The 25,165-nt window shown below is 62.9% G+C and carries 24 protein-coding genes; 10 read left to right on the top strand and 14 right to left on the bottom strand.

Going from position 1 to position 25,165, the window contains the following annotated elements:
* Positions 1 to 49 precede the first annotated feature (49 nt).
* The 3 genes from fabV to ACIPW4_RS22115 form a co-directional block, all read right to left on the bottom strand.
* Positions 50 to 1,261, bottom strand: a complete 1,212-nt coding sequence (gene fabV / locus ACIPW4_RS22105; RefSeq protein ID WP_400661475.1) for an enoyl-ACP reductase FabV — start codon at positions 1,259 to 1,261, stop codon at positions 50 to 52.
* A gap of 207 nt (positions 1,262 to 1,468) precedes the next feature.
* Positions 1,469 to 1,993, bottom strand: coding sequence for a cytochrome b/b6 domain-containing protein (locus tag ACIPW4_RS22110; RefSeq protein ID WP_400661477.1), 525 nt, complete (start codon positions 1,991 to 1,993; stop codon positions 1,469 to 1,471).
* The gene (locus ACIPW4_RS22115; RefSeq protein WP_400661479.1) at positions 1,993 to 2,259 is read right to left on the bottom strand and encodes a PepSY domain-containing protein; all 267 of its coding nucleotides are present in this window, start codon (positions 2,257 to 2,259) and stop codon (positions 1,993 to 1,995) included. The genes ACIPW4_RS22110 and ACIPW4_RS22115 overlap by 1 nt, the downstream gene beginning before the upstream one ends.
* 177 nt (positions 2,260 to 2,436) lie before the next feature.
* On the opposite strand from ACIPW4_RS22115, the gene ACIPW4_RS22120 reads away from it, so the two are divergent.
* Entirely contained in the window at positions 2,437 to 3,615 is a 1,179-nt protein-coding gene (locus ACIPW4_RS22120; protein ID WP_400661481.1) for an acetyl-CoA C-acetyltransferase, read from the top strand.
* Here ACIPW4_RS22120 and ACIPW4_RS22125 read toward each other — a convergent pair whose 3' ends face one another.
* On the bottom strand, positions 3,616 to 4,425 hold the full coding sequence (locus ACIPW4_RS22125; RefSeq protein WP_400661482.1) for a 5-methyltetrahydropteroyltriglutamate--homocysteine methyltransferase: 810 nt from the start codon (positions 4,423 to 4,425) through the stop codon (positions 3,616 to 3,618). It abuts the gene before it with no gap.
* 215 nt (positions 4,426 to 4,640) lie between these two features.
* On the opposite strand from ACIPW4_RS22125, the gene ACIPW4_RS22130 reads away from it, so the two are divergent.
* Positions 4,641 to 6,128: a methylenetetrahydrofolate reductase C-terminal domain-containing protein gene (locus tag ACIPW4_RS22130; RefSeq protein ID WP_400661484.1), complete on the top strand. Its 1,488-nt coding sequence runs from the start codon at positions 4,641 to 4,643 to the stop codon at positions 6,126 to 6,128.
* Here ACIPW4_RS22130 and yjiA read toward each other — a convergent pair.
* The 3 genes from yjiA to ACIPW4_RS22145 all read right to left on the bottom strand — a co-directional run bounded on the left by yjiA (position 6,088) and on the right by ACIPW4_RS22145 (position 9,545).
* Complete coding sequence (yjiA, locus tag ACIPW4_RS22135; RefSeq protein ID WP_400661486.1) at positions 6,088 to 7,065, bottom strand: GTPase; 978 nt, start codon at positions 7,063 to 7,065, stop codon at positions 6,088 to 6,090. The two genes, ACIPW4_RS22130 and yjiA, sit on opposite strands and share 41 nt — an antisense overlap.
* A 202-nt stretch (positions 7,066 to 7,267) precedes the next feature.
* Positions 7,268 to 7,465 carry a YbdD/YjiX family protein gene (locus ACIPW4_RS22140; RefSeq protein WP_400661488.1) on the bottom strand — a complete coding sequence of 66 codons (198 nt, stop codon included), beginning with the start codon at positions 7,463 to 7,465 and terminating at the stop codon, positions 7,268 to 7,270.
* Between the two features lie 13 nt (positions 7,466 to 7,478).
* A complete protein-coding gene (locus tag ACIPW4_RS22145) occupies positions 7,479 to 9,545 on the bottom strand; it encodes a carbon starvation CstA family protein (RefSeq protein WP_400661490.1) in 2,067 nt (688 codons plus the stop codon).
* Positions 9,546 to 9,712: 167 nt separating this feature from the next.
* On the opposite strand from ACIPW4_RS22145, the gene ACIPW4_RS22150 reads away from it, so the two are divergent.
* Both ACIPW4_RS22150 and ACIPW4_RS22155 read left to right on the top strand, forming a co-directional pair.
* Positions 9,713 to 10,078 carry a PilZ domain-containing protein gene (locus ACIPW4_RS22150; protein ID WP_400661491.1) on the top strand — a complete coding sequence of 122 codons (366 nt, stop codon included), beginning with the start codon at positions 9,713 to 9,715 and terminating at the stop codon, positions 10,076 to 10,078.
* A gap of 260 nt (positions 10,079 to 10,338) precedes the next feature.
* Positions 10,339 to 11,856 (top strand): nucleobase:cation symporter-2 family protein, encoded by a 1,518-nt coding sequence (locus ACIPW4_RS22155; RefSeq protein ID WP_400661492.1) that lies wholly within the window; start codon positions 10,339 to 10,341, stop codon positions 11,854 to 11,856.
* A gap of 59 nt (positions 11,857 to 11,915) precedes the next feature.
* Here ACIPW4_RS22155 and radA read toward each other — a convergent pair whose 3' ends face one another.
* Positions 11,916 to 13,283, bottom strand: coding sequence for a DNA repair protein RadA (gene radA, locus ACIPW4_RS22160; RefSeq protein WP_060485566.1), 1,368 nt, complete (start codon positions 13,281 to 13,283; stop codon positions 11,916 to 11,918).
* Positions 13,284 to 13,459: 176 nt separating this feature from the next.
* Between radA and mscL the strand changes: the two genes are divergently transcribed.
* Positions 13,460 to 13,879 (top strand): large-conductance mechanosensitive channel protein MscL, encoded by a 420-nt coding sequence (mscL, locus tag ACIPW4_RS22165; protein ID WP_400661494.1) that lies wholly within the window; start codon positions 13,460 to 13,462, stop codon positions 13,877 to 13,879.
* Positions 13,880 to 13,914: 35 nt separating this feature from the next.
* On the opposite strand, the gene ACIPW4_RS22170 is transcribed toward mscL, so the two are convergent.
* Positions 13,915 to 14,691 carry a ferredoxin--NADP reductase gene (locus ACIPW4_RS22170; RefSeq protein ID WP_400661495.1) on the bottom strand — a complete coding sequence of 259 codons (777 nt, stop codon included), beginning with the start codon at positions 14,689 to 14,691 and terminating at the stop codon, positions 13,915 to 13,917.
* 207 nt (positions 14,692 to 14,898) lie between these two features.
* Here ACIPW4_RS22170 and ACIPW4_RS22175 point away from each other — a divergent pair, with 207 nt between their 5' ends.
* Together ACIPW4_RS22175 and ACIPW4_RS22180 are read left to right on the top strand one after the other, a co-directional pair.
* Entirely contained in the window at positions 14,899 to 15,609 is a 711-nt protein-coding gene (locus ACIPW4_RS22175; RefSeq protein WP_400661497.1) for an autoinducer binding domain-containing protein, read from the top strand.
* A 93-nt stretch (positions 15,610 to 15,702) separates the two neighbouring features.
* Entirely contained in the window at positions 15,703 to 16,827 is a 1,125-nt protein-coding gene (locus ACIPW4_RS22180) for a methyltransferase (protein ID WP_400661499.1), read from the top strand.
* A 33-nt stretch (positions 16,828 to 16,860) separates the two neighbouring features.
* Here the strand turns inward: ACIPW4_RS22180 and ACIPW4_RS22185 are convergent, their stop codons facing one another.
* Genes ACIPW4_RS22185 through ACIPW4_RS22195 form a run of 3 tightly spaced genes read right to left on the bottom strand, consistent with a single transcriptional unit; the run spans position 16,861 to position 19,472 of the window.
* Positions 16,861 to 17,016, bottom strand: a complete 156-nt coding sequence (locus tag ACIPW4_RS22185) for a DUF2474 domain-containing protein (RefSeq protein ID WP_060508707.1) — start codon at positions 17,014 to 17,016, stop codon at positions 16,861 to 16,863.
* An 8-nt stretch (positions 17,017 to 17,024) separates the two neighbouring features.
* Positions 17,025 to 18,032: a cytochrome d ubiquinol oxidase subunit II gene (gene cydB / locus ACIPW4_RS22190; RefSeq protein ID WP_400661501.1), complete on the bottom strand. Its 1,008-nt coding sequence runs from the start codon at positions 18,030 to 18,032 to the stop codon at positions 17,025 to 17,027.
* 3 nt (positions 18,033 to 18,035) lie between these two features.
* Positions 18,036 to 19,472, bottom strand: coding sequence for a cytochrome ubiquinol oxidase subunit I (locus ACIPW4_RS22195; RefSeq protein ID WP_400661502.1), 1,437 nt, complete (start codon positions 19,470 to 19,472; stop codon positions 18,036 to 18,038).
* A 345-nt stretch (positions 19,473 to 19,817) separates the two neighbouring features.
* On the opposite strand from ACIPW4_RS22195, the gene ACIPW4_RS22200 reads away from it, so the two are divergent.
* The 3 genes from ACIPW4_RS22200 (at position 19,818) to trmA (ending at position 23,568) form a co-directional block, all read left to right on the top strand.
* Positions 19,818 to 21,038, top strand: coding sequence for an MFS transporter (locus ACIPW4_RS22200; RefSeq protein ID WP_400661504.1), 1,221 nt, complete (start codon positions 19,818 to 19,820; stop codon positions 21,036 to 21,038).
* A 152-nt stretch (positions 21,039 to 21,190) separates the two neighbouring features.
* Positions 21,191 to 22,486: an NCS2 family permease gene (locus ACIPW4_RS22205; RefSeq protein WP_400661506.1), complete on the top strand. Its 1,296-nt coding sequence runs from the start codon at positions 21,191 to 21,193 to the stop codon at positions 22,484 to 22,486.
* Positions 22,483 to 23,568, top strand: a complete 1,086-nt coding sequence (gene trmA / locus ACIPW4_RS22210; protein WP_400661508.1) for a tRNA (uridine(54)-C5)-methyltransferase TrmA — start codon at positions 22,483 to 22,485, stop codon at positions 23,566 to 23,568. The genes ACIPW4_RS22205 and trmA overlap by 4 nt, the downstream gene beginning before the upstream one ends.
* Positions 23,569 to 23,691: 123 nt before the next feature.
* Here the strand turns inward: trmA and pcaG are convergent, their stop codons facing one another.
* Together pcaG and pcaH are read right to left on the bottom strand one after the other, a co-directional pair.
* Complete coding sequence (pcaG, locus tag ACIPW4_RS22215) at positions 23,692 to 24,297, bottom strand: protocatechuate 3,4-dioxygenase subunit alpha (protein WP_400661510.1); 606 nt, start codon at positions 24,295 to 24,297, stop codon at positions 23,692 to 23,694.
* Positions 24,298 to 24,307: 10 nt separating this feature from the next.
* Positions 24,308 to 25,027 (bottom strand): protocatechuate 3,4-dioxygenase subunit beta, encoded by a 720-nt coding sequence (gene pcaH / locus ACIPW4_RS22220; protein WP_400661512.1) that lies wholly within the window; start codon positions 25,025 to 25,027, stop codon positions 24,308 to 24,310.
* Positions 25,028 to 25,165: the final 138 nt, after the last annotated feature.

Consider the following 25,165-nt stretch of genomic DNA (forward strand, 5'->3'; position numbering starts at 1 on the left):
GCTAGCAAAAAAATGGGGGCCTGTATCGGCCCCCACTTTTTACATCGACTTACAGCTCGACGCAGTCGAACTTCACATCGGTCGCCACGTCTTCGTCGTAGTTGACGTCAGCGCGCTCGAAGCCGAACAGGTTGAGGAACTGCTTCTTGTAACCGGCGTAATCGGTCAGCTCGAACAGGTTCTCGGTGGTCACCTGAGGCCACATGGCCTTGCAGGCATCCTGCACGTCGTCGCGCAGTTCCCAGTCGTCCAGGCGCAGGCGGGCTTTCTCGTCCACCTCGGCCGGGGCGCCATCGGTGCGGTACAGGCGATCGCGGAACATGCGGTCCAGCTGGTCCTGTGTGCCTTCGTGCACACCCTTTTCCTGCATGATCCTGAAGACCATCGACAGGTACAGCGGCATCACCGGGATGGCCGAGCTGGCCTGGGTGACCACCGACTTCAGCACTGCCACGTTGGCACCGCCCTTCACTTCGCCGGCCAGTTTCTTGTCCAGGCGCAGTGCGGTCTCGTCCAGGTCCTGCTTGGCCTGGCCCAGCGCGCCGTGCCAGTAGATCGGCCAGGTAATCTCGGTACCGATGTAGCTGAAGGCCACGGTGCGCGCGCCTTCGGCCAGCACGTCGGCACCCGCCAGGGCGTCGATCCACAGCTGCCAGTCCTGGCCGCCCATGACGGTGACGGTGTCGGCGATTTCCTGCTCGGTGGCCGGCTCAATGCTGGCCTCGATGATGGTGTCCTTGTTGGTGTCGATGGCAGTCGACTTGTACGGCTGGCCGATCGGCTTGAGCGCGGAACGGATCAGTTCACCGGTCTGTGGCAGCTTGCGCACAGGGGACGCCAGCGAGTAGATGACCAGGTCGACCTTGCCGCCCATTTCGTTCTTGATCAGTTCGATGACCTTGGCGCGGGCTTCGTCGGAGAAGGCGTCACCATTGATCGACTTGCTGTACAGGCCCTCGGCTTTGGCGAACTTGTCGAAGGCAGCAGCGTTGTACCAGCCGGCAGTGCCGGGCTTGGTCTCGGTGCCTGGCTTTTCGAAGAACACGCCCAGGGTGTCGGCCTTGAAACCGAAGGCCGCCGTGATGCGGGCTGCCAGGCCGTAGCCGCTGGAAGCGCCGATGACCAGGACCTTCTTCGGGCCATCCTCGCGCAGGCCCAGCTTGCGGGTGGCTTCGATCTGGTCACGGACGTTGAGCTCGCAGCCCTTCGGGTGAGTCGTGGTGCAGATGAAACCGCGAACCTTAGGATGAATGATGGCCAATGTCTGTACCTCGTCAGGTTTATGCCGGAGGAAGCGCCGCAGGGGCGATTCCGATTGATCAGAGGGTGAGACTACCCCCGCAGGTTATCCGACACATATTACGGGGTGATCAGGGCGATGCAAAACCGGGGATCGCCTGTACTGGCCCTTTCGCGGCTAAAGCCGCTCCCACAGGGCCCGCGCAGGCCTTGACCCTGTGGGATCGGCTCATCGCCGACGGCGCCCGGTAACCATCGACAGCGGCAGATTTTCGCGCAAGCGCACGCTCTCGACCACCGCTGCCAACAAATGCACACAGACCAGTGCCAGCAAGGCATCGGCGATGAAACTGTGGATATCCAACGGCCAGTCCGCGCCCCACAGCGCATCCACCTCCTCCATCAAAAAGCCGGTCAGGCCCAAGGCCGCAAGGCAGGTCAGCATCAGCACCATCACCAGCGCGCCAATCGGTGAATGGCCAAGGCGATGGAATGGCTTGCCTTGCAGCAAAGCCCGCCCATGTGCGGCCAACCTGGCCCGGGTAGGCCAGAAGTCGGCCCAGCGCGCACTCTGCGGCCCGACAAAGCCCCACACCAGGCGCACCAACACGCAGCCAACGGCGTAATACCCCAGCCAGCGGTGCCAGCCATCACCCTCTTCGTTGAAGAAGTAATTGGCAAAGAACACCGTGGCGAACGACAGGTGACACAGCCGCAGCAGAGGGTCCCAGAGCCGCACCATGGCGGCTGGCATCAGTCTTCGATCTCGCTCTTGACTGCCTTGCCGGTGACCGGGTCATGGTAGATCTCGACCTTCTTGCCGTCCTTGTTGAAACCGTAGATCTCGTAACAGTTGCCTTTGGTGACCTTGAACTTGTTGATCTTGTAACCCTGCTCCTTGAGCTGTGCCTGGAACTTGTCCGGGTCTTGCCAGGTGCTTTTGTCGGCGTTGGTACATTGGGTGGCGGCGAAGGCGGCGCCGCTGGTGATGAAAAGCGCGAGCGTCAGGAGAAAACGCATGGCAATAGGCTCCAATCTGTTGAGAGGAACAGCACAGTGCGGGAGGCAACCCGCTGAGCTTAGCCCACAGCCGATTGATTTGCTTTTCACATCAATGACAAAGAAAAACAAACTTAACAAATCAACCAAAGCCACCGATGCTGGCAGCACTACGCCCATTGCCCGGAGAACAACAACATGAACGATGTGGTCATCGTCGCCGCAACCCGTACCGCCATCGGCAGCTTCCAGGGTGCCCTGGCCAATGTGCCTGCCGTCGACCTCGGTGCGGCGGTGATCAGGCAGCTGCTGGAACAGACCCGGCTGGACCCGGCCCAGGTCGACGAAGTGATCCTCGGCCAGGTGCTCACCGCCGGGGCCGGGCAGAATCCGGCCCGCCAGGCCGCGATCAAGGCCGGCCTGCCCTACAGCGTGCCGGCGCTGACCCTGAACAAGGTCTGCGGCTCGGGCCTGAAGGCCCTGCACCTGGCGGCCCAGGCGATCCGCTGCGGTGACGCCGACGTGGTGATCGCCGGTGGCCAGGAGAACATGAGCCTGGCGCCCTACGTAATGCCGTCGGCACGGACCGGCCAGCGCATGGGCCATGGTCAGCTGATCGACAGCATGATCAGCGATGGTCTGTGGGACGCCTTCAACGATTACCACATGGGCATCACTGCCGAGAACCTGGTGGAAAAGTACGGCCTTGGTCGTGAGCAGCAGGATGCCTTCGCTGCCGAATCGCAGCGCAGGGCCGTGGCGGCAATGGAAGCGGGCCGGTTCAAGGACGAAATCACTCCGATCGTGATGCCGCAGAAAAAAGGCGAGCCGAAAGTCTTCGACCGTGACGAACAACCCCGTCCGGATACCACCGCCGAATCGCTGGCCAAGCTGCGCCCTGCATTCAAGAAAGACGGCAGCGTCACCGCCGGCAATGCCTCCAGCCTGAACGACGGCGCTGCCGCAGTGTTGCTGATGAGCGCCAGCAAGGCTCAGGCCTTGGGGCTGCCGGTACTGGCGAAAATTTCCGCCTACGCCAGCGCAGGCGTGGACCCGGCAATCATGGGCATCGGCCCGGTGTCGGCGACCCAGCGCTGCCTGGACAAGGCCGGCTGGCAGCTGGCTGACCTTGACCTGATCGAGGCCAACGAAGCCTTTGCCGCGCAGGCACTGGCGGTGGGCAAGGCGCTGGAGTGGGATGCAAGCAAGGTCAACGTCAATGGCGGCGCGATTGCCCTGGGGCATCCGATTGGTGCTTCCGGATGCCGGGTGCTGGTGACCCTGCTGCACGAAATGATCAAGCGTGATGCCAAAAAAGGGCTGGCCACCTTGTGCATTGGTGGTGGCCAGGGTGTCGCGCTGGCGATTGAGCGTTGATCAGGCCGTAGCGCGCAACTCGCGGGCAGCCGCTTCATTGACGCCCCTGACCAGCAGCGCGGCTTCCTGGCACTTGTGCACGGCCTGCTCCACCGGGCTGTGCAGCAACGGACAGGCTGTGCTCACCCACAGCCGATCGCCCAGACGGTCGTGGGCATCGCGCAGCAGGTCCAGGGTATTTTCCAGGTCGCAGGGCGAGGCGTTGCGGCCGTCGACCAGGCCGAGCGACAGCACCTTGTAGGCCGGCAGCCGGTCGAGGATGGTCTGATACTGCTCGGGGGCCTGTACCAGGTCGACGTGCAAGCCATCGACCGGCAGGTTGACGGCCAGGCCGAGGTTGCCTTCCAGGCCACCGAAGTAGGTGGCGATCAGCTTCTTCAGCGGTGCACGCTGAAGGATGTTGTAGACACGTTCAAACGCGTTTTTCCAATCCTGCGGCAGTTCCTGGGCCAGGATCGGCTCATCGATCTGCACCCATTCGGCGCCTAGGGCAGCCAGACGATTCAGACTCAGGTCATACAGCGGCAGCAGGTGTTCCAGCTCGTCGAGGTCAGCGTTGCCTTTGCTGGCCTGCCACAGGTAGGTCAAAGGGCCGGTCACCACCGGTTTGACTGCATGGCCCAACGCCTTGGCTTCTGTTACTTCGTCGAACAGTTGCTCCCAGCATTGGGCAAACGGCTGATGGCACCAGGCGAAATCGCCAACTGGCAGCAGCTCAATGCCGGCATCTTTCTGCACTTGCCAGTGGCGGGCACGCAATTCGCGGTCACTGCCAAAGCGTGGAAAGCCCAGGTTGTGTGCCAGTGCCATGTCTTGTCCCTTGAGTCCTGAAATGAATGAGGGCATTTTCCGGCCAGCCATCTCCTGAGACAAACTCATTAAATTTGAGATGAACTCAAAAAATTCTCATGATCCCGATGAGCCTGAATGTCTCGTTCAGAGCAGCAACCTACGTATTCAGACATGAGCCCAACCGCCAACCTGCCGCACACTGCCAACCTGAATACTCCAGGTGCCCTCGAGCCATGAGCCTGCTGAAAGCTGCGCTGTGCGATAAACATTTCGTCTGCGTCATGGAATTCGTCCCCAAGCCCTCGGCAGAGCGCTTTGCGGCAATGGAGGCGATGATGGCCCGCGGGCAATTGTGTGGCTGGCCGATGACCGTCGCCATCGGCGACCGCGTGGGCAGCCCGCTGGACATGTCGCCCCTGGACGCCCTCGCCTCCTTCAGCACCCCACCGCCCGCCTTGCCGCACTTTTCCGGCAAGGACCGCGAGCGCCATCATCTTCTGGCTCAATTGCAGCGCATGGACGCAGCCGGGCTCGATCAATTGCTGCTGCTTACCGGTGACCGCCTGCCCGGCCACCAGCCCGGTGCACGCCCGGTACGCTACCTGGAGTCGGTCGCGGCCTTGATGATTGCGCGCCAGGCCTGCCCGCACTGGTTGCTCGGCGCGGCACTGAACCCCTTCAAGTATCACGAGGAAGAAGGCGGCGCACAGTACTTCAAGGCCGAGAAGAAACTCGCTGCCGGCGCCGATTTCCTTACCCTGCAACTGGGCTTCGATGCCAGCAAGCACCAGGAAGCCATGCACTGGATGCAGCGCCAGGCTTCGCCCAAACCGATGCTGGCCTGCCTGATGAGCCTGACTCACGGCCGCGCTACGATGCTCGAACAGGTGGCGGGGGTAACCGTCTCGCCCTCAATGCGCGACCTGCTTGAAGCCGAAAGCAAGGTATCCAAGGCTTTCGCCCAGGCGCGCAGCGTCGACCGCCTGGCCTTGCAGATCATCGGTGTGAAGCTGATGGGTTATGCAGGCGTGCACCTGTCGGGGATTCACGAACTCAAGCAACTGCTTGCACTGGAGGAGCGCCTGCAGCACTGGCAGGCGCAGATCCACACGCTGGAACACTGGGCACCCGCCTGGGCCGACAGCTGGCAGATGCCGGGCCTGCCAATCGTTGCGTTCCATCCGCCACAGGGCAACTGGCGCCAGGGCGAATCGACCGTCAATGCCTCGGGGAGGGAAAAAATCCGTTATCACCTGCTGCACAGCGCCCATTCGCTGCTGTTCAGCCGCACCAACTGGCTGAGCAAGGTGTTCGGCTGGACCGTGCGCCAGCCACTCTGGGCAACGACGCGCGGCGCCCGTGTGCTGCATGGGCTGGAACGGGCGATCAAACGCCCGCTCACTGGCTGCGACACCTGCGGGCGCTGCCGCCTGGAAGACACCCTCTACACCTGCCCGGAAACCTGCCCCAAGGGCCTGGCCAACGGCCCTTGCGGCGGCACGGCACTGAACCGCTGCGAGTTTGGCGACCGAGAGTGCGTCCACAGCGTCAAGTACCGCACCGCCAAGGCCGTGCGGCAAACTGCTGTGCTCACCGAACGACTGATCCCGTGCATCGAAGTCGAAACACGCCACCGCAGTTCCTGGCCGCAATGGTTCGAGGCCCAGTCGCCCCGTCGGCTCAACCCGCAGCCAGCGCCTCGAACCCAGCCCGAATCTTAGCTTCGGGCAGTTCATCGGCAATGAATACCATCACGCTTTCGCGGTTCTCGTCTGCCGCCCATTCGGCATCCCAGTCGAAACCGTACAGCTTGAGCACCCCCTGGAACACCAGACGACGGTCCTCACCGGCAATGTTCAGCACGCCCTTGTAGCGCAGCAACTGCTGGCCGTGCGCTTCAAGCAGTTCATTCATGAAGTCGCTGAGGCGGTCGATGTCCAGCGCGGTATCGGTGCGCAGCACCAGGGTGGAAATCCGGTCAGGGGTGGCCGGCTTGAGCAACGGGCGCAGGCTCGGCTTGAGGTTGGCGCCCAGGTCCGGGTTCAGGTTGAAGCCGCGCACATCGAGCAGTTCGGCCAGGTCGATACGGCCATGCTCGACCACACGGATGGCCGCCCGACCATTGATGCGCGCCAGGCGCTCACGCAAGGCCTCCACCACAGCCGGCTCGACCAGGTCGGTCTTGCTCAGCAGCAGGCGATCGGCAAAACCGACCTGGGCCTGGGCGATGGTCTGGCTCAGGTGCACGTCGGCGTGTGCGGCATCGACCAGGGTGATGATGCCGTCGAGGATGTAACGATCACGCAGTTCTTCGTCAACGAAGAATGTCTGTGCAACGGGCGCTGGGTCGGCCAGGCCGGTGCATTCGATCACCAGGCGGTCGAAGGCGATCTCGCCGGCATCCAGGCGCTCGAGCAGCAGATACAGAGCACGGGTCAGGTCGCCATGGATGCTGCAGCACACACAGCCGTTGGCCAAGGTCATGACCTGTACCGGCTCGTCGCCAAGCAGCTGGCTGTCGATACCGGCCTCGCTGAATTCGTTCTCGATCACGGCGATCTTCAGGCCGTGCTCGGCCTTGAGCATGTGCTTGAGCAAGGTGGTCTTGCCGGCACCGAGAAATCCGGTAAGAACAGTAACGGGAATGGGCGTCTGCACGCAGAAATCTCCTGTGCGGTAGAAAAGTGATGGGGAGATCAGCGATCAATGTGGGAGCGGCCTTGTGTCGCGATGGGGCCGCATAGCGGCCCCGGCACTTTCAGCGGCGAAGCTGAAAACCTGGGGCCGCTTTGCGGCCCAATCGCGACACAAGGCCGCTCCCACAGAAAAAGTGCGCCGGCAGCTAGGGCCGGCGCAGTGTTCAACAGCACTTGGGCCCGGACTTGCCACCGTAACGCGCTTCCTGGCGTTCGCGGAAGAACGCCTCGTACGACATCACCGGCTTGTCCGGGTGCTTGTTGCGCATGTGCTCGACGTAGTTGTCGTAGTCGGGCATGCCGACCATCAGGCGGGCTGCCTGCCCCAGGTATTTACCCAGTCGACCCAGGTCGTTGAACATCACTGCAGTCCTCTCAAGCGTCAGGCAGGGCCTGGAACGGGGTTTCCTTGTCGGTACGCTCTTTTCGGCCGAGGGCGGCATAACCGACCTTAAGGGCGAAGAACAGCACACTGAACACCACCAGCAGGAACAGAATGGTCAGGCCGGCGTTGGTGTAGGCGTTGAAGATCACGTGTTGCATCTGGCTGATGTCCTTGGCCGGGGCCAGCACCTGACCAGCATCCAGCGCAGTGCTGTACTTCTTGGCCAGGGCCAGGAAGCCGACCGCCGGGTTCGGGTCGAACAGCTTGATCAGGCCTGCCGCAGTGGTGCAGATCAGCAGCCAGGCAGCCGGCAACAGGGTGACCCAGATGTAGCGCTCGCGCTTCATCTTGATCAGGACCACGGTGCCGAGCATCAGGGCGATACCGGCCAGCATCTGGTTGGAGATACCAAACAGCGGCCACAGGGTGTTGATGCCACCCAGCGGGTCGATCACGCCCTGGTACAGCAGGTAACCCCACAATGCCACGCAACCGGCGGTGCCGATCAGGTTGGCGGTCCACGACTCGGTGCGCTTGAGGGCCGGCACGAAGCTGCCCAGCAAGTCCTGCAGCATGAAGCGACCGGCACGGGTACCGGCGTCCACTGCGGTGAGGATGAACAGCGCTTCGAACAGGATCGCGAAGTGGTACCAGAAGGCCATGGTGTTCTCACCCGGCAGCACCTGGTGCAGGATCTGCGCGATACCCACCGCCAAGGTCGGCGCACCACCGGCACGGGCGAGTACGGTGTGCTCGCCGATGTCGCGGGCCACCGCTTCGAGCTGCTCAGGGGTGATCATGAAGCCCCAGCTGCTGACCGTCTGCGCCACCGACGCAACGTCGGCACCGACCACCGCGGCCGGGCTGTTCATGGCGAAGTACACGCCTGGCTCGATCACCGAGGCGGCAACCATGGCCATGATCGCGACGAACGATTCCATCAGCATGCCGCCGTAGCCGATGTAGCGGGCATTGGCTTCGTTGTCCAGCAGCTTCGGCGTGGTCCCCGAGGAGATCAGCGCGTGGAAGCCAGACACCGCGCCACAGGCGATGGTGATGAACAGGAACGGGAACAGGGTGCCCTTCCACACCGGGCCGGTACCGTCGGTGAACTGGGTCAGCGCTGGCATTTTCAGCTCGGGCATGGTCACCAGGATGCCGATCGCCAGGGCGATGATGGTACCGATCTTGAGGAAGGTCGACAGGTAGTCACGCGGCGCCAGCACCAGCCACACCGGCAGCACCGCAGCAACGAAGCCGTAGCCGACCAGCATCCAGGTGATCTGCACGCCCGTGAAGGTGAACGCCGGGCCCCAGACCGGATCGGCAGCAATCTGGCCCCCCAGCCAGATCGACGCCAGCAGCAACACCACGCCAACCACCGAGATCTCGCCGATGCGGCCCGGGCGGATGTAGCGCATGTAGATGCCCATGAACATCGCGATCGGGATGGTCGCCATCACCGTGAACATGCCCCATGGGCTCTCGGCCAGGGCCTTGACCACGATCAGCGCCAGCACCGCGAGGATGATGATCATGATCAGGAAGCAACCGAACAGGGCGATGGTCCCCGGGATACGGCCCATCTCCTCGCGCACCATGTCGCCCAGCGAGCGGCCGTTGCGGCGGGTGGAGAGGAACAGGACCATGAAGTCCTGCACCGCGCCGGCCAGCACCACACCAGCGATCAGCCACAGCGTACCGGGCAGGTAGCCCATCTGTGCGGCGAGCACCGGGCCGACCAGCGGGCCGGCGCCGGCGATGGCGGCGAAGTGGTGACCGAAAAGAATGTGCTTGTTGGTCGGAACGTAGTCCAGACCGTCATTGTTGAGCACCGCGGGGGTGGCTCGGCGTGGGTCGAGTTGCATCACCTTGGTGGCGATGAACAGGCTGTAGTAACGGTAGGCGACCAGGTAGATGGCCACCGCCGCGACCACGATCCACAAGGCATTGATCGCCTCGCCGCGACGCAGGGCAACCACACCCAGCGCGCAGGCCCCTATGACTGCCAGCGCCAGCCACGGAATGTGGCGTAGCAGGCTATTATTGTTGTTCATGGTTTGCTTCCAGCTGGTGGATTGGAAAAGACCGCCCATCGAGTCTAGGGCGTGTCATCGCGCATTGCCACACTTGCTTTGGTCTAGAGCCTCTGCGGCCAGATTGCGGTACCTGATGCACATACCCCACTAACTATAGTCAGGATGTCACCCGAGGAGCTGCCACCATGAGCGATCACGACGAACGCCGACGCTTCCAGCGCATTGATTTCGACGCTCCTGCCGAATTACGCCAGGGCGACCGCCGTTGGCCGGTAAAACTGTTGGATGTGTCGCTCAAGGGGATTCTGGTCAAACGCCCCGAGCCCTGGGACGCCGACCTCACCCAGGATTTCGATGCGATCATCCACCTCGACAGCGATGTCCGCGTGCAGATGCAGGTGGAACTGCGCCATGAGGAGCCCACCCGCCTGGGGTTCATCTGCCTGTACATCGACGTGGAATCAATGAGCCATTTGCACCGTCTTGTGGAATTGAACCTGGCCGATGGCACTGAAATGATGCGTGAGCTGCGCGAACTCATCGAAGAATAGAATCTCTTAGCTAGCTAACAGCTCCCCCACCCTCTGTTTCCTGTCTACCCAGACAGCTTCAAGTCTGGGTATCGACACCTTGTACACACCTCTCTAGCACAGCCTTGAGCCACTTGGTACGCGATCTGCATTGCGTATCTGCACACATTTCAAGGCTAGCTGTTCGCGCTCCGATCAAAATATTGTATACAATTCATGTAGCAATCATTTGTAGGAAATGTCTACAGTAGTGCCACAACAATAAACAGAGAGCCTGCTCCATGACTACGTCCCCTAGCACGTCTCCCGCCAAGCGCCCCGAGGATGAAAACCTCGGGCTTGGTGCCAACCTGGCCTATGGTCTGCAGCATGTGCTGACCATGTATGGCGGGATCGTCGCGGTACCCCTGATCCTGGGCCAGGCAGCCGGCCTCAACGGTGCCGAGATCGGCATGCTGATCGCCGCCTCGCTGTTTGCTGGTGGCCTGGCGACCTTGCTGCAGACGCTGGGCATCCCGTTCTTCGGTTGCCAGTTGCCGCTGGTGCAGGGCGTTTCGTTCGCCGGCGTGGCGACCATGGGCGCCATCCTCAGCAGCGAGGGAGGTGGAGGCTTGCCGGGTGTGCTCGGCGCGGTCATGGCGGCTTCGGTGATCGGTTTCCTGATCACCCCTGTGTTCTCGCGCATTACCAAGTTCTTCCCGCCGCTGGTGACCGGCATCGTCATCACCACCATCGGCCTGACCCTGATGCCTGTCGCAGCACGCTGGGTGATGGGCGGCAACAGCGCTTCGCCGGAGTTCGGCAGCGTGGCCAACATCGGCCTGGCCGCGCTGACCTTCGCTATCGTCCTGCTGCTGAGCAAGCTCGGCAGCGCGACCATCTCGCGACTGTCGATCCTGCTGGCCATGGTGGTCGGCACCCTGATTGCCTGGGCGCTGGGCATGACCGACTTCAGCAAGGTCAGCGAAGGCCCGATGTTCGCCTTCCCCACGCCGTTCCACTTCGGCATGCCTGAGTTCCACATCGCCGCGATCCTGTCGATGTGCATCGTGATCATGGTGACCCTGGTGGAAACCTCGGCCGACATCCTCGCCGTGGGTGAGATCATCGACACCAAGGTCGACTCCAAGCGCCTGGGCAACGGCCTGCGCGCCGACATGGCGTCGAGCATCCTGGCGCCGATCTTCGGTTCGTTCACCCAAAGCGCCTTCGCCCAGAACGTCGGCCTGGTGGCCGTGACCGGGGTCAAGAGCCGCTATGTGGTGGCCACCGGCGGCGTTATCCTGGTGGTGCTCGGCCTGCTGCCGGTCATGGGCCGGGTTATTGCCGCCGTACCGACCCCGGTACTGGGTGGCGCGGGTATCGTGCTGTTCGGCACCGTGGCCGCCAGCGGTATCCGTACCCTGTCGAAGGTCAACTACAAGAACAACGTCAACCTGATCATCGTCGCCGCCTCGCTGGGCTTCGGCATGATCCCGATCGCAGCGCCGAACTTCTATCACCACTTCCCGAACTGGTTCGAGACCATCTTCCACTCGGGCATCAGCTCGGCAGCGATCATGGCCATCCTGCTGAACCTGCTGTTCAACCACTTCAAGACAGGCAACTCGGAGAACCAGTCGGTATTCGCCGCCGCGTACGAACGCACCATCCAGTACTCGGACATCTCGTGCCTGCGTGATGGGGACTACTTCAAGGACGGCAAGCTGTTCGATGCCGAGGGCAACGAAGTGCCGGTGATGGAACTGGACGAGCACGGCAATCAGGCGCCCAGGCGCAGTGCGGTTGCCGAACATTGACCGCTGACTGAGTGGTGAGGTGGGGGAGCCGATGCGCATCGTCGGCTCCCCTTTTTCGTTTATTCGAACAATGCGTCCAGGGCCTGCTCCAGGCGGGTCACGGCAATCACCTGCAACCCTGCAGGCGGCTCTTTCGGCGCATTGCCCTTGGGCACGATGGCGCGCTTGAAGCCATGTTTGGCCGCCTCTTTCAGGCGCTCCTGGCCACTGGGCACTGGCCGCACCTCACCCGACAGGCCGATCTCGCCGAACACCAGCAGCCCATGGGCCAACGGCCGGTTGCGCAGGCTGGACATCACCGCCGCCAGCAATGCCAGGTCCGAGGCTGTCTCCAGCACCTTCACCCCACCGACCACGTTGAGGAACACGTCCTGATCATGGGTGGGGATGCCACCATGCCGGTGCAATACCGCCAGCAACATGGCCAGGCGGTTCTGGTCCAGGCCCAGGGTGACCCGCCGGGGGTTGGCCAGGTGGCTGTCATCGACCAGCGCCTGCACCTCCACCAGCATCGGCCGGGTGCCTTCCCAGGTGGCCATGACCACACTGCCCGGCACTTCTTCCTGGGTACGGTTAAGGAAGATCGCCGAGGGGTTGGAGACCTCTTTCAGGCCACGGTCGGTCATGCCGAACACGCCCAGTTCGTTGACCGCACCGAAGCGGTTCTTCACGGCCCGCAAGAGGCGCAGGCGGCCATCGGACTCGCCCTCGAAATACAGCACGGTATCGACCATGTGCTCCAGCACCCGCGGCCCGGCCAGCGAGCCTTCCTTGGTGACGTGGCCGACCAGGAAGATCGCAGTGCCGCTCTGCTTGGCGTAACGCACCAGCAGGGCCGTACTCTCGCGCACCTGGGCCACGCCGCCGGGGGCCGATTGCAATTGCTCGGTGAAGATGGTCTGGATCGAATCGATCACCATGACCCGGGGCTTTTCCACCCGCGCGGTGGCGATGATGGTTTCGATGCAGGTCTCGGTCATCACCTTGAGCTGGTCCTGGGGCAGGCCCAGGCGCCGCGAGCGCATCGCCACCTGTTGCTGCGACTCTTCACCCGTGACGTACAACGCCGGCAAGCCCACGGCGATGTTGCACAAGGTCTGCAGCAGGATGGTCGACTTGCCGATGCCCGGGTCACCGCCGATCAGCACGACAGAGCCATCGACCAGGCCACCGCCGAGCACGCGGTCGAGTTCGGTGCTGCTGGTGGTAAAGCGCGGGATTTCTTCGACGCTGACTTCGGCCAGGGTCTTGATCTGTGCCTGCTGCCCGGTCCAGCCGGCACGGCCGCTCGGTGCCGCCGCACCGCCGCTCTCGATCATGGTTTCGACCAGGGTGTTCCAGGCCCCGCAGTCGGCGCACTGGCCGGCCCATTTGGGGAAGGTCGCGCCGCACTCGGTGCAGCCATACAAGCGCTTGGCCTTGGCCATGGGCAGGGTCTCCTGGAAAAAACCGCCATGATAGCCGAGGCCGACGTGTCTCGAACCCGTCGAGATGCGACAAAACTATTCGTTCTAACCGCAGTCACTACCCCTGAAGCTAACGCATGAAGCGTTCTAGTGGCTTACACTGCTTTAATCTCACCATTTGTTACAAGGAACCAGACATGGGCATGATCAGTGAGTTCAAGGCCTTCGCGGTCAAAGGCAACGTCGTCGACATGGCGGTCGGTATCATCATCGGCGCGGCCTTCGGCAAGATCGTCTCGTCCTTCGTCGGTGACGTGGTCATGCCGCCTTTGGGCCTGTTGATCGGCGGTGTCGACTTCAGCGACCTGGCCATCACCCTGAAAGCTGCCGAAGGTGATGTACCGGCCGTGGTGCTGGCCTATGGCAAGTTCATCCAGACCGTGATCGACTTTCTGATTGTCGCCTTCGCCATCTTCATGGGTGTGAAGGCGATCAACCGTCTCAAACGCGAAGAGGCCGTGGCACCGACCACGCCACCCGTCCCTACCCCGCAGGAAACGCTGCTTACCGAAATCCGCGACTTGCTCAAGACGCAGAACCAGAACCGGTTGCCCTGAAAAATGGCTGGGGCCGCATTGCGGCCCCTTTAGCATTACCAGTAGTTTTCCACCGCCACCTGCCCCGGCCGCTTGCTCAGGCTCAGTTGCAGGTCACGCGCCTTCAGCACCTTGCGCGTCTCGTCGATCATCTCGGGGTTGCCGCAGAGCATGATCCGCGAATGCTCGGGCGACAGCGCAAGCCCCGCCGCCTTTTCCAGTTCGCCATTTTCGATCAGCGTGGTGATGCGCGCATTCAACGCCCCTGGGTGCGGCTCACGGGTCACCACCGGGATGAACTGCAGCTTGCCAGCAAACTCGGCCAGATAATCACGCTGTTCCAGCCCGGCGATGTCATCCACATACGCCAGCTCTTTTGCCTCACGCACCGAATACACCAGCTTGATGTTGTCGAAACGCTCCCAGGCTTCGAAGTCCTGCAGGATCGACATGAAGGGCGCAATGCCAGTGCCGGTCGCCAACAGCCACAGGTCGCGGCCGCCGACGAAGCGGTCGAGGGTCAGGTAGCCGAATGCCTGACGGTCGATCAACAGGCTATCGCCCGCCCCCAGGCGACTCAGCTCGCTGGTGAACTCCCCCCCTGGTACCACGATTGAAAAGAAGTCGAGGTGTTCGTCATGGGGGGCACTGACCATCGAATAGGCACGCCAGACCACGCTGCCATCCGCCTTGGTCACACCCAGACGGGCGAACTGGCCGGCCCGGAAGCGAAACCCGGAATCGCGCGAAACCCGCAGGCTGAACAGGTTCGGCGTCAGCGGCTGGACGTCGAGCAGGGTCTGGCGGGTAAATTTTTCGGCACTGGCGGTCATGACGGGCTCCATCGATAGCGTGCGCACAGTGTCGCGCAAAGCGCACCGGATAAAAACCGCTGGAGTGTAGGGACACAGCAGATGGCTCTCATTAATTGTTTGTGAAACCATGACCGCTATAACAAAAAATCCCAACAAAACGGTCAGTCTTTTCCTACAATCATGCCGGTATGCAAACGGATGAGCGCAAGTCCGAGGGAGAAGCACATGCTTCAATGGAACCACGAACATCTTCACAAGCTGGTCAGCGAAAGTACGCCGCAGAAGGTGTTCGACCTTGCAGTGCACCTTGCCCAGGACATGGACATGGAATACCTCGGGTTGAAGGTGCGCATTCAACTGGCTGCCCAGTCGCCCCGGCTGTACCTTTACAGCAACTATCCAGTCGAATGGATAGAGCGCTACCAACGCGACGAATTCTACAAGCAGGACGCCGCTGCGACCCTCAGCCACAGCTCTACCATGCCGGTGTTGTGGACCGACGACCTGTACCGCGACGTGCCCCACTACCGCGAACAAGCCTGCGCCCATGGCCTGCGCCACGGCTGGACGCAATCGCTGCATGACCTTCAGCACAACGAAAGCCAGGTCACCGTATGCCGGCCACTCGGCGAAGTGAACATCGCCGAGCTTTATGAGAAGGCCGGAAAGGTGCAGTGGTTGTGCCACACCCTGCACGCGATCATCAGTCAATATCACCTGGCCAAGCTCAGTGCACCACTGAGGATGAGCGACCGCGAAATCGAAGTGTTGAAGTGGTCGGCCGCGGGCAAGACCGCTGCCGACGTGGCCTGCATCCTGTCGTTGTCGCAAAGCACGGTGAACTTCCATATCCGTAGCGTGATCACCAAGACCAACGCCGCCAACAAGGCCGGCGCCGTCGCCATTGCCATGATGCGTGGCCTGATCGAAGAGTAGCCAGGCCTGCGGCCTCGGGCAAAGCCCTGTAGAATCGCCCAGCAAAGCTCGTGGCGAACCGCTGTGGGCAGATTCGTTCCCGAGCCAGACGCCATGCCTTTGTTCACCACCCCCTACGCCGCACTCGACCTGATCCGCCAGCCGGACCAGGCCAACGACTCGCTGCAGGCCTTCGATGCCGCCGATGAATACCTGCTCGGGCAGCTGCATGGGCAAGGCCTGCAAGCCGGCACTCGCGTGCTGGTGCTCAACGACAGCTTCGGCGCCCTGGCTGCCAGCCTGGCCGGGCACTTGCAAGTGGTCAGCAGCGGCGACTCGCACCTGGCGCGCATGGCCCTGGAGAAGAACCTGGCCCGCAATGACATGGCATTCGACAGCGTGCCCTTCGTGCCGGCCAGCGAACACTGGCAAGGCCCGTTCGACCGGGTGCTGGTGCGCGTACCCAAGACCCTGGCACTGCTCGAAGAGCAACTGATCCGCCTGCAAGGCCAGCTGGCACCCGGCGCCCAGGTGATTGCAGGAGCCATGATCAAGCACCTGCCGCGGGCTGCCGGTGACCTGATGGAAAAGTACATCGGGCCGGTGCAGGCGTCCCTGGCGCAGAAAAAGGCCCGCTTGCTGACTGCCACGGTCGCCGACCGCCCTGGCGCAACGTCGCCCTACCCGACCCGCTACCTGCTCGACACGCCGGCACTGGAACTGCTCAACCATGCCAATGTGTTCTGCCGCGAGGGCCTGGATATCGGCACCCGTGCCTTCCTGCCCCACTTGCCACGCAACCTGGGCAACGCCCGCGTTGCCGACCTGGGCTGCGGCAACGGCGTGTTGGCCATTGCCAGTGCGCTGGCCAACCCGGATGCCCAGTTCACCCTGGTCGATGAATCGTACATGGCGGTGCAATCGGCGCTGGAGAACTGGCAGGCTGCCCTGGGTGAGCGGCCGGTCACGGTGATGCCGGGGGATGGCCTGGCCGCGCTGGAAAAACAGTCGCTGGATGTGGTGCTGTGCAACCCGCCGTTTCACCAGCAACAGGTCGTGGGTGACTTCCTCGCCTGGCGCATGTTCCAGCAGGCGCGCGAAGCGCTGGTGGTGGGCGGTGCACTGTACATCGTCGGCAACCGCCACCTGGGCTATCACAGCAAGCTCGCGCGGTTGTTCCGGGGTGTCGAGCAAGTGGCGGCGACGCCGAAGTTCGTGATCCTGAAAGCCCGAAAGTAAAGCCTTGGGGGCTGCCTTGCAGCCCCAGCTATCTCAATGGGTGGTGAGGCCAGCGGCCCCCATGAACAACCGCATCACCCAGGCCGCCACGCCCAGGGCCGCCACGCTCATCGCCCAGATCAGCACCAGCCAGCCCAACCGCTGCCACAGTGGCTTCTTGTCTTCCAGCCCATGTTTACCGGTCATCATGCAGCCTCCTAGTGATAGCCGTCTTCATGGGTCACCTTGCCGCGGAACACGTAGTAGCTCCAGAAGGTGTACATGAGGATGAACGGCAGGATGAACAACGTGCCCACCAGCATGAAGCCCTGGCTCTGTGGCGGCGCTGCGGCATCCCAGATCGAGATCGACGGCGGGATGATGTTCGGCCACAGGCTGATGCCCAGCCCGCTGTAACCCAGGAAGATCAGCACCAGGGTGAGCAGAAACGGCGTGTAGTGCGCATTGCGTGCCACCGCCTTGAGCAAGCCATAGAACGTCACGAGCACCAGTAGCGGTACCGGCATGAACCAGAACAGGTTGGGCATGCTGAACCAGCGGTCGGCAATCTGCGGATAAGCGATCGGGGTCCACAGGCTGACGATGCCGATCACGGCCAGCAGCACCAGCGCCAGCGGGCGGGCGAGATCGTGCATCCTCAGTTGCAGATCGCCCTCGGTCTTCATGATCAGCCAGGTACAGCCCAGCAGGGTGTAGGCGACGATCAGGCCAAGGCCGCAGAACAGGCTGAACGGTGTCAGCCAGTCGAGCGTGCCGCCGGCGAAGTGCCGGTCGACCACCTTGAAGCCTTCGAGGAAGGCACCCAGGGCCACGCCCTGGAAGAAAGTCGCGATCAGCGAGCCCCAGATGAACGCCTTGTCCCAGATGTGACGCTTCTCGGCGGTGGCCTTGAAGCGGAACTCGAACGCCACGCCACGAAAGATCAGCCCGATCAGCATCAGGATCAACGGCAGGTAGAGTGCTTCGAGCACCACGGCGTAAGCCATCGGGAAAGCGCCGAACAACCCGGCGCCGCCCAGCACCAGCCAGGTTTCGTTGCCGTCCCATACGGGGGCGACGGTGTTCATCATCACATCGCGGTCATGCTCGCCCTTGACGAAGGGGAAGAGCATGCCGATTCCCAGGTCGAAGCCGTCCATCACCACGTACATCATGATGCCGAAGATGATGATCACGGCCCAGATCAGCGGAAGGTCGATACCCATGGCTCAGTTCCCCTTGCTCAGGCGGGTGGAGTTGGCATCAGCGCTGTCATCGGCAGCGGACAGCGGCCGCGCCGGCGTGCGTTGAGTGCCGGGGCCACCGGGGTTCGGCTCATCGCCCTCGCCGGTCTGCGGGCCTTTGCGCACCAGACGCAACATGTAACCGAGGCCGGTACCGAACAGGGCGAAGTACACCACGACGAAGGCAACCAGGGTAAAACCAAGCTGTGCATAACTGTGGTTGGACACGCCATCGGCGGTACGCATCAGCCCATACACCACCCACGGCTGGCGGCCGATCTCGGTGGTGAACCAGCCGGCGAGCAGCGCGATCAGCCCGGAAGGCCCCATCCACAGCGCCACATGGAGGAATGGCCGCGAGGTGTAGAGCGTGCCGCGCTTGCGTAGCCACAGGCTCCACAGGCCGACGAAGATCATCAGGAAGCCGAGCCCGACCATGACCCGGAACGACCAGAACACGATGGTCGAGTTCGGCCGGTCTTCAGGCGGGAACTCCTTCATCGCCGGCACCTGCTTGTCCAGGCTGTGGGTCAGGATCAGGCTGCCGAGCGCCGGGATCTCGACCTTGAAGCGGGTGGTTTCGGCCTTCATGTCGGGGATGCCGAAGAGGATCAGCGGGGTCGGCTCGCCGGGCACATTCTCCCAGTGGCCTTCGATGGCGGCAATCTTGACCGGCTGGTGCTTGAGCGTGTTGAGGCCGTGGAAGTCGCCGATTACCGCCTGGATCGGGGCGACGATCAGCGCCATCCACATGGCCATCGACAGCATCTTGCGCACCGCCGGGTTGTCACGCCCGCGCAGCAGGTGCCAGGCCGCCGAAGCGCCGACGAAGAAGGCCGTGGAGACGAACGCAGCGGTGGCCATGTGCATCAGGCGATAGGGGAACGAGGGGTTGAACACCACCGCAAACCAGTCCACCGGCACCACCCGGCCATCGATGATCTCGTGGCCCTGGGGGGTCTGCATCCAGCTGTTGGAGGCGAGAATCCAGAAGGTCGATACTAGGGTGCCGAGCGCGACCATCACCGTGGAAAAGAAGTGCAGGCCACGGCCGACACGGTTCCAGCCGAACAGCATGACACCCAGGAAGCCTGCCTCGAGGAAGAAGGCAGTAAGCACTTCATAGGTCAGCAATGGGCCGGTAATGGCACCGGCAAAGTCGGAAAAACGGCTCCAATTGGTACCGAACTGGTAGGCCATGACCAGGCCGGAGACCACGCCCATGCCAAAGTTGACGGCGAAGATCTTGGACCAGAAGTGGTAGAGATCACGGTAAACCTGCTGGTGGGTCCGCAGCCAGAGGCCTTCGAGGACTGCCAGGTAACTTGCCAGGCCGATGGTAATGGCCGGGAACAGGATGTGGAACGACACGGTAAAGGCAAACTGCATTCGGGCGAGCTCTAAGGCCTCTATTCCGAACATGGTGCTTCCTCTTCAGATAATCCGGCGTCCGGGCTTGTGGCCCCGTCGCCCACTGCCCCCACGGTAGTCGAGTGCGGCACGTTGGAATTGTTCTGTTCGATCGCAGGGATTCCGGCCCGAGGGCCAATTCGTTACATCTGGAACGATTGATCCAGGTCAACGATTGCTAGTGAGCATAGTCCCGAATGGCCCGCCGGGACGTGTGGTTGTTTGCCGCGTGACCGGTTGCCCCACCCTCTTTCACGGAACGTGAAAAAATGCCGATCACGGCAAACAGTAACTGTTTGTTACAAACAGATGATACGCTGCGGGCCCCTCTACTGCGCCGAGGCCAACAGGTTTCCGATGTCCGATTCCGCACCGCAGTTGTTGTGTCATCACCGCCCGTTCATCGCCTTCTGGCTAGCCCGGGTGTTCACCGCCAGCGGCTTCCAGATGCTCACCGTGGCCATTGGCTGGCACCTCTACCAGTTGACTGGCAACGTGCTCGACCTGGGCCTGGTCGGCCTGGTGGAGTTTGCCCCGCGGGTGCTGTTCATGCTGCACACCGGGCACGTTGCCGACCGCTATGACCGGCGCAAGGTCGCGGCGCTGTGCCAGACCTTGCAGGGGCTGATCGCCCTGGCGCTGGTCGTGGGCAGCGCCACCGACAACGTCAGCCGCGAACTGATTTTCGCCCTGGCCTTCCTGCTCGGTGCCGCTCGCTCGTTCGAGATGCCCGCGACCCAGGCGCTGCTGCCCAACGTGGTGCCGCCCGGGCTGTTCCCGCGGGCGGTAGCGGCCTCGGCCTCGGCGACACAGGCGGCCACTATCGTGGCTCCGGCCGTGGGCGGTTTCCTGTACGCCTTCGGCAGCATCTGGGTGTACGGCCCGACCGTCGCCCTGTACGCCATCGCCTGCCTGCTGATGCTCAGCCTCGACTCGCGCCAGCAGGTGCCGCAGAAAGGCCGCGCCAGTATCGAATCGTTGATGGCCGGGATCCGCTTCATCCGCAGTCGGCCCGACATCCTCGGGGCCATCTCGCTCGACCTGTTCGCGGTACTGCTCGGTGGCGCCACCGCTTTGCTGCCAGTATTCGCCAAGGACATCCTGCTCACCGGCCCGTGGGGCCTGGGCCTGCTGCGCTCGGCGCCAGCCGTGGGGGCACTGCTGATGTCGCTGTGGCTGGCGCGCTTCCCAGTGGAGCGCAAGGTCGGCCGGACCATGTTCACCGCCGTCGGGGTCTTCGGCGTGGCAACCATCGCCTTTGGCCTGTCGACCTCGTTCTGGTTCTCGCTGGCGGTGCTGGTGGTGCTGGGCGCAGCGGACATGATCAGCATGGTCATCCGTGGCGCCTTCGTGCAGCTGGAGACCCCGGACGAGATGCGCGGACGGGTGAGCGCGGTGAACGGGTTGTTCATTGGCGCTTCGAACCAGCTGGGTGAGTTCGAGTCTGGAGTCACCGCGCACTGGTTTGGCACGGTGCCAGCGGTGGTGCTGGGTGGCGTGGGTACGCTGGTGGTGACCGGTGTGTGGATAAAACTGTTCCCCACATTGGCCAAACGGGACCGCTTGCACAACGGTTGATCGTTCGCCAACGGCAATAGGCCCCCGCCGAGCATGCTGGTATGATGCGCGGCTTTTTTCCGCCCTACACAAAAGCACGGCATCTGGTATGGACTGTGCTTTGCTGATGGGGTCGATACATTCACGGCGCGAGGGCGTCCTGGGGAGCGGGCATGCTGGACAGGCTGTTTCAACTAAAAGCACACAACACCAACGTGCGCACCGAGATTCTCGCGGGCGTCACCACCTTCCTGGCAATGGCCTACATCCTGTTCGTCAACCCGAGCATCCTCGGCGAGACGGGCATGGACAAGGGCGCGATCTTCGTCGCCACCTGCCTGGCTGCGGCCATCGGCTCGACCACCATGGGTTTGATCGCCAACTACCCGATCGCCCTGGCGCCGGGCATGGGCCTGAACGCCTTCTTCACCTACACGGTGGTCCTGCACATGGGCCACACCTGGCAGGTGGCACTGGGCGCGGTGTTCCTTTCGGCGGTGATGTTCTTCCTGCTGTCGATCTTCCGCATCCGCGAATGGATCGTGAACAGCATCCCGCTGCCGCTGCGTTCGGCGATTGCCGCAGGTATCGGCCTGTTCCTGGCGTTGATCGCCCTGCATAACGCTGGCATCGTCGTCGATAACCCGGCGACCCTGGTGGGCCTGGGCGACCTCAAGCAACCGGCACCGATCCTCGCCACCCTGGGCTTCTTCCTGATCGTCGGCCTCGAGTCGCTGAAGGTGCGTGGCGCGGTGCTGATCGGCATTCTGGCCGTGACCATCGCCTCGATCCTGATGGGCGTGACACCATTTGGCGGGGTGGTCTCGATGCCACCCTCGCTGGCCCCGACCTTCCTGCAGCTGGATATCAAGGGCGCCCTCGACGTCGGCCTGGTCAGCGTGATCTTCGCCTTCCTGTTCGTCGACCTGTTCGACAACTCCGGCACCCTGATCGGCGTGGCCAAGCGTGCCGGCCTGATGGGCAAGGACGGCCACATGCCGAAGATGGGCCGTGCCCTGATCGCCGACAGCACCGCGGCCATGGCCGGTTCCCTGCTGGGCACCTCGACCACCACCAGTTACATCGAATCCGCAGCTGGCGTGAGCGCCGGGGGCCGTACCGGCCTGACTGCCATCGTGGTCGCCGTGTTGTTCCTGCTGGCGCTGTTCTTCGCCCCGCTCGCCGGTAGCGTGCCAGCCTTTGCAACCGCCCCGGCGCTGCTGTTCGTTGCCGTGCTGATGGCCTCGGGCCTGGCGGAAATCAACTGGGACGACGTCACCGAAGCCGCCCCGGTGGTGGTGACTGCGCTGGCCATGCCGCTGACCTATTCGATCGCCAACGGCATCGCCTTCGGCTTCATCTCCTGGACCGCCGTCAAGCTGATCTCCGGCCGCCACCGCGACCTGAACCCGGCCCTGGTGATCCTTTCCATCCTGTTCGTCATCAAGCTGGGCTGGTTCAACGCATGAGTGCTGTCTTCGACCCCACCGCCTACGACACCCAGCTGGAGGGCAAAGTTGCCCGGCTGCGCGAGCTGCTGGCGCCCTTCGGTGCGCCGGAACCGGCTGTTTTCGACTCGCCGCGCGAGCATTACCGCCTGCGCGCCGAGTTCCGCCTGTGGCGCGAAGACGGCCAGCGCCACTACGCCATGTTCGCCCCGGGCGACAAGCACCAGGCGATCCTGATCGACGATTTCCCCATCGCCAGCCAGCGTATCAATGAGCTGATGCCGCGCCTGAAAGCCGCCTGGCAGGCCAGCGAGGCGCTGAGCAACCGCCTGTTCCAGGTGGAGTTCCTCACCACCCTGGCCGGGGATGCCATGGTCACGATGTGCTACCACCGCCCGCTGGACGAAGCCTGGGAAGTGGCAGCCCGGCAGCTGGCCGAAGACCTCGGCGTGAGCCTGATCGGCCGCTCGAAGGGCAAACGCCTGGTGATCGGCCGCGACTACGCCGTGGAAAAGCTCGATGTCGCCGGCCGGGTGTTCAGTTACCGCCAGCCGGAAGGCGCGTTCACCCAGCCCAACGGCGCGGTGAACCAGAAGATGCTGAGCTGGGCCTTCGAGGCCATCGGCGAGCGTGAGGACGACCTGCTGGAGCTGTACTGCGGCAATGGCAACTTCACCCTGCCGCTGGCCACCCGCGTGCGCCAGGTGCTGGCTACCGAGATCAGCAAGACCTCGGTCAATGCTGCACTGAGCAATCTCGACGAGAACGCTGTGGATAACGTGCGGCTGGTGCGCCTGTCGGCGGAAGAGCTGACCCAGGCGCTGAACGAGGTGCGTCCGTTCCGTCGGCTGGAAGGCATCGACCTGAAAAGCTACGACTTCGGCACGGTGTTCGTCGACCCGCCGCGTGCCGGGATGGACCCGGACACCTGCGAGCTGACCCGGCGTTTCGAGCGGATCCTGTACATCTCGTGCAATCCGGAAACGCTGGCGGCGAACATTGCCCAGTTGCAGGACACGCACCGCATCGAGCGCTGTGCGTTGTTTGACCAGTTCCCGTATACCCACCATATGGAAAGTGGCGTCCTGCTGGTTAGGCGTTGACCAACAGATCGCTGGGGCTGCTTTGCAGCCCTTTCGCGACGCAAGGCCGCTCCTACAGGGGTACGCAATCTCCTGTAGCGGCCTTGTGTCGCGAAAGGGCCGCAAAGCGGCCCCAGGCTTGACTCAGAAGTCGAAGAAGACCGTCTCCCCCTCCCCCTGAATACGGATATCGAAACGATATGCCGTCTTCCCATCTACCTCGCAACGCTTGGCAACCAAGGTCTCGCGGCGCTGCGGCTGCTCGATCAGGTTGAGCACCGGGCACTTGGCGTTGGCCTCGGCCTCGTCATCGAAATACAGGCGCGTGTGCAGGTGAATGTTGATCCCCCGGGCAAACAGGCTGATGTTGATGTGCGGCGCCATCGGCACGCCCGCGGCATTGTTCACCACACCTGGCTTGACCGTGTGCACGGTCCACTCACCGGCATCGAAGGTGGTGGCGGTGCGGCCAAAACTGTTGAATGCATTTTCCAGGTCATAGGCGTCCTGGTACTGGCCATTGGCGTCAGCCTGCCACAGTTCCAGGAACGAATCGCGCACCAGGTGGCCGTTGCCGTCATACACCTGGCCGATCAGCAGGATCTGTTCACCTGGCGCATCCGGCTTGGCCATGCAGTTCCAGATTTCCTGGTCGCGGGTCGGGTTGCCGGCCGCTTCCAGGGCCAGGCCGATGTGCACGTAGGGGCCGGCGGTCTGCGAAGGGGTTTCCGGCAGCAGTTCGATAGGCATGGCGGGGTCCTCAGCAGTTTTCGAAGTGGGTCTTGCGCTGGCCGCGCAGCACGATGTCGAAGCGGTATGCCAGGCTGTCCATCGGGTTGGCATTGCCCATGTCGAGCTTGGCGATCAACTGCTGCACGGCTTCGGGGTTGGCAATCGACTTGACGATCGGGCACAGCGGAATCAGCGGGTCGCCCTCGAAGTACAGCTGGGTGATCAGCTTGGTGGCAATCGACGGGCCGCTGACGGCGACGTGAATGTGCGCCGGGCGCCAGTCGTTCGGGCCGTTGCGCCATGGGTACGGGCCCGGCTTGATGGTGCGGAAGCTGTAGTAGCCGTCGCGGTCGGTCAGGCAGCGGCCGACGCCACCGAAATTCGGATCCAGCGGCGCCAGGTAGCGATCATTCTTGTGGCGGTAACGGCCACCGGCGTTGGCTTGCCAGATCTCCACCAGGGTACTGGGTACAGGCTTGCCGTACTGGTCGACGACGCGGCCGGCAAGGATGATGCGCTCGCCGATCGGCAGGCCACCGTTGTTGAAGTTCAGCAGCAGGTCGTGGTCGTGGGCACCGAAGCCCAGGTGGGAAAAGTCCGGGCCGGTGGTTTCGCTGATCGATTGCGGGATGCTGACCAGTGCCTGGCGCGGCGAGCGGGCAATCGACGTCTTGTAGTCAGGCGTCAGGGCCTTGGGGTGCCAGTTGCGATCACGGATCACGAAGCGGCTGGTGTCCTGGGCGGGCATGCCGGATTCCTCTCTTGGAATTATCAGAACGCCTGTCACGGCAGGCGGACTTGCAGTTTCAGGCAGGTCGCGCGGGATGAATATTGAAATCAGCCGTCAGATGCATAACCAAATGGTTATGCATTAGTGCCTTTGGCC

It is taken from the genome of Pseudomonas sp. NPDC089996, from assembly GCF_044748405.1.
Taxonomy (GTDB): Bacteria; Pseudomonadota; Gammaproteobacteria; order Pseudomonadales; family Pseudomonadaceae; genus Aquipseudomonas.